The organism is Tabrizicola sp., assembly GCF_051645465.1.
In the GTDB taxonomy this organism is placed as follows: domain Bacteria; phylum Pseudomonadota; class Alphaproteobacteria; order Rhodobacterales; family Rhodobacteraceae; genus Tabrizicola.
Genome location: NZ_JBOFBI010000104.1, coordinates 1 through 6,874 on the forward strand (window position 1 = coordinate 1; position 6,874 = coordinate 6,874).

Here is a 6,874-nt window from a genome sequence, read left to right on the forward strand (position 1 = left end):
CGACCTTCTCGAACTGGTGCTGGCGGAGCATCCCCGTCGTGTCCTTCCCCGCCGAGCCCGCCTCGGACCGGAAGCAATGCGTATGCGCCGTAAGGCGCAGAGGCAGCTCCGCCTCATCCAGGATGTCCCCGGCCACCGTATTGGTCAGCGTGACCTCCGAGGTCGGGATCAGCCACCAGCCGTTGGTCGTCTGATAGCTGTCCTCGGCGAATTTCGGGAGCTGGTTGGTCCCATACATCGCGTCTTCCTTGACGAGGACCGGGGTCCAGGTCTCGGAAAGCCCATGCTCGTTCACATGCATGTCCAGCATCAACTGCGCCAGGGCCCGATGAACCCGCGCCACCGCGCCCCGCAGGACGACGAACCGGCTGCCGGACAGTTTGGCTGCCGTCGGGAAGTCGAGCCCTTCCTTCGCCGCCGGAATTTCGAAATGCTCCAGCGGCTGGAAGGCAAAGTTCCGCGGGCTCCCCCGGCGACGGACTTCGACGTTCCCGGTCTCGTCCGCACCGTCGGGCACCTCATCCAGCGCCGCGTTCGGAATACGCATCAAAGCGTCCCGCAGCCGCGCGTCCTCGGCCCCGGCCTCTTCCGTCAGCCGAGCACCTTCGGCCTTCTTCTCGGCCACCAGCGCCCGGAGCCGCTCGAACTCGGCATTGTCTCCACGAGCCTTGGCGGCCCCGACATCCTTGGAAGCCGCATTCTGCGCCGCAGCCGCGGTTTCAGCGGCCAGGATCTTCGCCCGCCGCGCTTCGTCGATGGAAAGCAGCTCCGACGACATCGGCGCCAGTCCACGACGGGAAAGGCTCGCGTCGAACGCAGCCGGGTTCTCGCGGATGAAGCGGATGTCGTGCATCGGTCTTGCCTCGTCGTTCGGTGAAGTCGTCCGGCCCATATGCCCGATAACGGGGCAGGGGAAAAGGTCTTGGGGCCCGGGCCTGCGCGCGCCCTCTGGCAAAGCGCGCGGAAAGGCCTTACATCACCCCGCAATCGCTAACGGGCGCCGCAGTATCAGTCGCCCGGCTCCGCTGGAAAGGATGCCCATGTTCGTCACCCCCGCCTTCGCCCAGGCCGCAGAAGCTCCGCCCGCGGGCGCCGTCTTCGCGCAGTTCCTGCCGATCCTCCTGATCTTCGTCATCTTCTACTTCCTGCTCATCCGCCCGCAGCAGAAGAAGATGAAGGAACACCGCGCGCTCATCGAGGCACTGCGCCGGGGCGATCAGGTTGTGACCTCGGGCGGGATCGTCGGCAAGGTGTCGAAAGTCCAGGAAGACAACATGGTCGAGGTCGAGATCGCCGAAGGCGTCAAGGTCAAGGTCATCAAGCACACTATAACCCAGGTCCTGAACAAGACCGAACCGGCTGCAAGCTAAGGTCTGACACATGGAACCTATGGCGCTCTGGAAGCGGATCCTGATCCTGCTCATCTGCGGTTGGGGGATCGTTGCTGCGACCCCGAACCTGTTCTACGCGCAGGTCGAGCGTCACAACGATGCCGCCGCCGCCATTGAGGCGGCAGGTGGCACCGCGACGCCCGAGCAGGAAGCGGCGCTTGCCGAATGGCCAGGCTTCCTGCCCTCGGCGCTCATGAACCTTGGCCTCGACCTGCGCGGCGGCGCGCATCTTCTGGCCGAGGTCCGGGTCGAGGATGTGCACAAGGCCCGGATGGATTCGCTCTGGCCCCAGGTCCGCGACGCGCTTCGCGAAATTCGCGATCAGGTGGGTAATGTCCGTGACATCTCTCCGGACAATCTGCCGATCCTTCGCGTAACGATCGAGAAGCCCGAAGGCATGGCCGCCGCGATCGAGGCCGTCAGCGCCCTCGGCACCAACGTGATGTCGCTGACAGGGGCTTCAGAAAGCACGCTCGACGTGACCGCGGACGGCAATGACATCGTGATTCAGCTTTCTGAGGCCGAGAAGGAGGCCTCGGACGAACGCACGCTCCAGCAGTCGCTTGAAATCATCCGCCGTCGGGTTGACGAGGCCGGGACCCGTGAACCCACGATCCAGCGCCAGGGCGAGGACCGGATTCTGATCCAGGTTCCCGGCATCGGCTCGGCGCAGGAACTGAAAGAGCTGATCGGCCAGACCGCCAAGCTGACCTTCAACGCCGTCGTTCGTGGCCCGATCGCCGATGCCGGCGCCGATCCTGGCGCGCGGAACCTGCTTTTGCCCTCGCTTGATGAAGAGGGGATCTACTACATCGTCGAGGAAAACCCCGTCGTCTCGGGCGAGGATCTGGTCGACGCCCAGCCCTCGTTCGACCAGGACGGCCAACCCGCTGTCAGTTTCCGCTTCGACACCACCGGCGCGCGCCAGTTTGGCGACTATACGGCCGCGAACATCGGCGCGCCCTTCGCGATTGTCCTTGATGACGAGGTGATCTCGGCCCCGGTTATCCAAAGCCACATCGCCGGCGGGTCTGGGATCATCACCGGCAACTTCTCGATCGAAGAATCGACCCGTCTGGCCGTCCTCTTGCGCGCAGGTGCCCTTCCGGCCGAGATGAACTTCCTGGAAGAACGCACGATCGGCCCCGAGCTTGGGCAGGACTCGATTGAAGCGGGCAGGGTGGCCGGGCTGATCGGCCTGGCTGCCGTCGCGATTTACATGATCGCCTGCTACGGGGTCTTCGGCCTGATGGCCAACGTAGCACTTGCGATCAACATCGCGCTGATCATGGGCGTTCTCTCTGCCATCGGTGGCACGCTCACTTTGCCGGGCATTGCCGGCATCGTGCTGACCATGGGTATGGCGGTTGACGCCAACGTGCTGATTTTCGAACGCATCCGAGAGGAACTGCGCACCGGCGTCAACGCAAGGCGGGCTGTCGAGGTTGGCTTCGACCGCGCCTTCTCGGCGATCATGGATTCGAACGTGACGGGCTTCCTGACGGCAATCATCATGTTCTGGCTCGGCTCGGGCCCGGTGCGCGGTTTCGCTGTCACGCTTGGCCTTGGGATCATCACCTCGATGTTCACCGCCGTCTACGTGACCCGCCTCATCATCGAGTTCTGGCTCGAGTGGAAACGACCGAAGACGATCGTCGTCTGACCCAAGGAGAATGCAAAATGGCCTGGCGTCTGCGGCTTGTCCCTGAAAAGACCAACATCAACTTCTTCAGCCTGCAATGGATCACCTTCGGCAGCTCGATTGTGGCAATGGTGGCCTCGGTCATCCTCCTCCTGACCGTCGGCCTGAACCTCGGCATCGACTTCCGCGGCGGCACGACGATCCGGACCGAGTCCACCACTGTGGTGGATGTTGGCGTCTACCGCGAGGCGCTCTCGACGCTTGAGCTTGGCGATGTCGCGATTTCCGAGGTCTTCGACCCATCCTTCCGCGCTGACCAGCATGTCGCGATGGTCCGGTTTTCGGCGACGGAAGGCGGCGAGGCGGTCACGGCCGACGACATCGCCAAAGTTGAGGCCGCACTGAAGGCGGTCGACCCCGCCATCACCTTCCCGGCCGTAGAATCGGTCGGACCTAAAGTCTCCTCCGAACTTATCACTTCGGCCATCCTGGCAGTGATCGCGGGCGCCATCGGTATCCTCTTCTACGTCTGGGTCCGCTTCGAATGGCAGTTCGCCATCGGCACCGTTGCTGCGCTCATTCACGACGTCCTGGTGACCGTGGGGCTCTTCGTGCTTTTCCAGATCAAGTTTGACCTCTCGATCGTCGCGGCCCTCCTGACCATCCTGGGCTATTCGGTCAACGACACGGTCGTGATCTTCGACCGCCTCCGCGAGAACCTGGCCAAGTACAAGCAGATGCCGCTCCGCGAGATGATGAACCTCACGGCCAACGAAACGCTTTCGCGCACGATCATGACCGCCTCGACCACGCTCATCTCGCTGACCGTGCTTCTGATCTTCGGCGGCGACGTGATCCGCGGCTTCGTCTTCGCGATGTTCGTGGGCGTCATCCTTGGCACCTACTCGACGCTCTACATGGCAAAGAACATCGTTCTGATGATCGGCATCGACCGCAGCGACAAGCCGAAGAAGTCCGAGAAGAACGAGTTCGCCGACGTAGACGCCTGACATGCGCCTGACCGAGGTCACATACGGCTCGGCCAAGGCAATCGAGGGCTACGGGCCGGGCTTCTTCCGCGTGGCAGGCCATGTCCTGCGCGGCGCCTGCCTCATCACCCCCTGGGACGCAGGTCCGTGGGGCGGCTACGATGACACCGCAGCGCCCCTTAGCCTCGCGGGCAAGATCGACGTCCTCTTCGTCGGCACCGGATCGGGCATCGCCCACGTGCCGCAGGCCTTCCGCGAGGCGCTGGAGGGGCAGGGGATCGGGATCGAGGTCATGGCCTCACCCACCGCCTGCCGGACCTACAACGTGCTTCTTGGCGAAGGCCGCCGCGTGGCCGTAGCACTTCTGCCGGTCGAATAGGCGCATCGGGCCGCCCCGTCATGCGCTCTGAGGTGGGATGGTAGGCCCGGAGGGACTCGAACCCCCAACCAAGGCGTTATGAGCGCCCTGCTCTAACCAATTGAGCTACAGGCCCATGGCGCTTCACTACCAGACCGTGGGCGATGGTCAAGGTTGCTGCGCGTCCAGCGGGCCGGGCAGGGGGATGATGTGCTGCCACCCCGCAGCACTATCCACCTGGTGGAATCGGGTAACCCTGTCCGCCACAAAGCGGGTGCTGTCGCCGCGCGCGACATGGCGGGTGACGGTGACCTCGCCCGCGTGGTGGTCGATGACGTTGAAGTCGTTCTCCTCACCCCTCAGCCTGGTGGAAAGGGTGGTCCCGGCCTGCACACAGACCATCTGCCGCCCTCCCTTGCGCAGGGCGAACGGGTCGGCTGCCCATTGGTGCAGATGGCCCGTCAGGATCACATCCGCCCCGGCTTCGGCCAGCGCTTCGGCGGCAGGTCCAGCCCCTTTCATCGGGGCCTTTCCGGTCTCTGGGGGCTGGGTCAGCGGATGGTGCAGCACGACCAGACGCAACTGCCCCGGACGCGCCGCCCGCAAACGGTCTGTTGCAAGCTGAAGCGACGCAGGCCGAACAAGCCCGCGCTGCCAGACCAGCGGGTCGGTCGTGTTCATCCCGATCACCCGAAGGTCTGCAGTCTCCGCTATCGGCTCCAGATCGGTCGCCACGGACCGCCGATACCCATGGAACGGCCAAAACAGCCGCGCCAGCGGGTTGTACAGCGGCACGTCGTGATTGCCCGGCACCGAGATCACCGGCCCCGGCAGCCGCCGGATCAGCGCCACCGCCGCGGCCCATTGCGGGGCCAGCGCCCGTTGGGTCAGATCGCCCGAAATCACGGTGAGGTCGGGGGCCAAAGCAGCGCAGGCCTCGACCAGCGGGTCGATCAGTTCGGGCCGGTCGCGCCCGAAATGCAGATCGGAAAGGTGGATCAGGCGGCCCATGCGCCTCAAGCCCCCTGGTCCGGCGGCACGATCACGGTCAGCGCATCCTTCAGCACGCGAAAGCGGAACGGCGCACGCATCTTCTCGCGCTCGCCGTCACGGGCGATGGTGCGGCGGCGGCTGTGGGTGTCGATCTCCATTTCTTCCCCCGCCTCCAGCGCGAAGTCGCGGTAGGGACGGGCGGTCCGAAGCGCGATCCGGATGGCAAAGCCCAGAAGTTGCCAGCGCCGCAGCTCGGGGGCGATGTAGACCGCAAGCTTGCCCTCCCGGATCAGGTCCACCCCGTCCTGCATGCCGTATTGCTCCAACTGGTAGGCGTTCCGGGCCACGAATACCATCGGGCTCCGCCAATGGTCGGTGCGCCCGTCAATGGTGATGCGCAAGCGACTGGGCCGGTCATAGGTCACCAGCGTCCGCAGCGCCGACCAATAAGCCGCCACGCGCGAACGCCCCCACTTCGCATAGGCCGCCTCGCGACGCTCCAGAAGCGCGGGGTAAAGGCCAAGGCTTGCATTGTTCAAGAACAGCTGACCGTTCACTTCGGCTGCGGAAACCACCCGCTCGGTCCCGGCCAGCAGCACCGAGATTGCCGCGGTGGGGTCGCCCGGCAGGCCAAGGCTGCGGGCGAAGAAGTTGAACGTCCCCATTGGCACGATCCCAAGCGCCGTGCCCGTGCCCGCAAGGGCGCCCGCGACTGTGCAGATCGTGCCATCGCCACCCGCCACGATGACGGTACCGAACCCGCCCGCCGCCACGCGCTGCGCTTCGGCAGGCATCCGCGAGCCCTTCCGGACCAGCCGGATCTCGGGATCAAGTCCCGCATCGCGGAAGGGCTGCACCAAAGCCCGGATGCGCGCTGCGGCCTTCTTCCCCGACCCGGTATTGGCCAGAATGCAGACCGGCCCCCTGATCATGACATACGTCCCCGTGCCGCAACGCGGCATTGCGCCACCGCTTCGACATAAGGGGCCGCCGGCCCAAGTCAAACCCCGCCCCCGGCGCTTTGTTGCAGTGCCCCGAGGAAACGCGTATGGGGGCCGCGGGCAGCGAAGGAGCGGCGAAATGGCCACGGGGCACAACGGTCTCACCTATGCGGACGCGGGCGTGGACATCGACGCCGGAAACGCCCTGGTCGACCGGATCAAGCCCGCCGCCAAGGCCACAAACCGCCCCGGCGTGATGGGCGGCCTCGGCGGGTTCGGCGCGCTCTTTGACCTCAAGGCCGCAGGCTACACCGATCCCGTGCTGGTGGCCGCGACGGATGGGGTCGGCACGAAGCTCCGCATCGCCATCGACACCGGCCATGTCGACACGATCGGCATCGACCTCGTCGCCATGTGCGTCAACGACCTCGTCTGCCAGGGCGCCGAGCCCTTGTTCTTCCTCGACTATTTCGCCACCGGCAAGCTAGAGGTCGAACAGGCTGCGCGCATCATCACCGGCATCGCCAAGGGCTGTGCCGATTCCGGCTGCGCCCTCATCG

At 65.2% G+C, this 6,874-nt stretch carries 8 protein-coding genes and 1 tRNA gene; 5 read left to right on the forward strand and 4 right to left on the reverse strand.

The features are described 5' to 3' along the window. Positions 1–853 (reverse strand): aminoacyl--tRNA ligase-related protein (locus tag ACRCSW_RS06675; protein ID WP_438703644.1); only part of this gene is annotated, 853 nt, incomplete at its 3' end. Between the two features lie 187 nt (positions 854–1,040). Between ACRCSW_RS06675 and yajC the strand changes: the two genes are divergently transcribed. Genes yajC through ACRCSW_RS06695 form a run of 4 tightly spaced genes read left to right on the forward strand, consistent with a single transcriptional unit; the run spans position 1,041 to position 4,401 of the window. Further along, on the forward strand, positions 1,041–1,370 hold the full coding sequence (gene yajC, locus ACRCSW_RS06680; protein ID WP_438703646.1) for a preprotein translocase subunit YajC: 330 nt from the start codon (positions 1,041–1,043) through the stop codon (positions 1,368–1,370). A 10-nt stretch (positions 1,371–1,380) separates the two neighbouring features. Further along, positions 1,381–3,054 (forward strand): protein translocase subunit SecD, encoded by a 1,674-nt coding sequence (secD, locus tag ACRCSW_RS06685; RefSeq protein ID WP_438703648.1) that lies wholly within the window; start codon positions 1,381–1,383, stop codon positions 3,052–3,054. A gap of 17 nt (positions 3,055–3,071) precedes the next feature. After that, positions 3,072–4,043 carry a protein translocase subunit SecF gene (secF, locus tag ACRCSW_RS06690; RefSeq protein WP_438703650.1) on the forward strand — a complete coding sequence of 324 codons (972 nt, stop codon included), beginning with the start codon at positions 3,072–3,074 and terminating at the stop codon, positions 4,041–4,043. Position 4,044: 1 nt separating this feature from the next. Further along, a complete protein-coding gene (locus ACRCSW_RS06695) occupies positions 4,045–4,401 on the forward strand; it encodes an Mth938-like domain-containing protein (RefSeq protein ID WP_438703651.1) in 357 nt (118 codons plus the stop codon). 38 nt (positions 4,402–4,439) lie between these two features. On the opposite strand, the gene ACRCSW_RS06700 is transcribed toward ACRCSW_RS06695, so the two are convergent. The 3 genes from ACRCSW_RS06700 to ACRCSW_RS06710 form a co-directional block, all read right to left on the reverse strand. Further along, positions 4,440–4,516, reverse strand: a tRNA-Ile gene (locus tag ACRCSW_RS06700). A gap of 32 nt (positions 4,517–4,548) precedes the next feature. After that, positions 4,549–5,391, reverse strand: a complete 843-nt coding sequence (locus ACRCSW_RS06705) for a metallophosphoesterase family protein (RefSeq protein WP_438703653.1) — start codon at positions 5,389–5,391, stop codon at positions 4,549–4,551. A 5-nt stretch (positions 5,392–5,396) separates the two neighbouring features. Next, positions 5,397–6,305 (reverse strand): diacylglycerol/lipid kinase family protein, encoded by a 909-nt coding sequence (locus tag ACRCSW_RS06710; RefSeq protein ID WP_438703655.1) that lies wholly within the window; start codon positions 6,303–6,305, stop codon positions 5,397–5,399. A 148-nt stretch (positions 6,306–6,453) separates the two neighbouring features. Between ACRCSW_RS06710 and ACRCSW_RS06715 the strand changes: the two genes are divergently transcribed. Beyond that, a partial coding sequence (locus ACRCSW_RS06715; RefSeq protein WP_438703656.1) for an AIR synthase related protein occupies positions 6,454–6,874 on the forward strand: 421 nt, incomplete at its 3' end.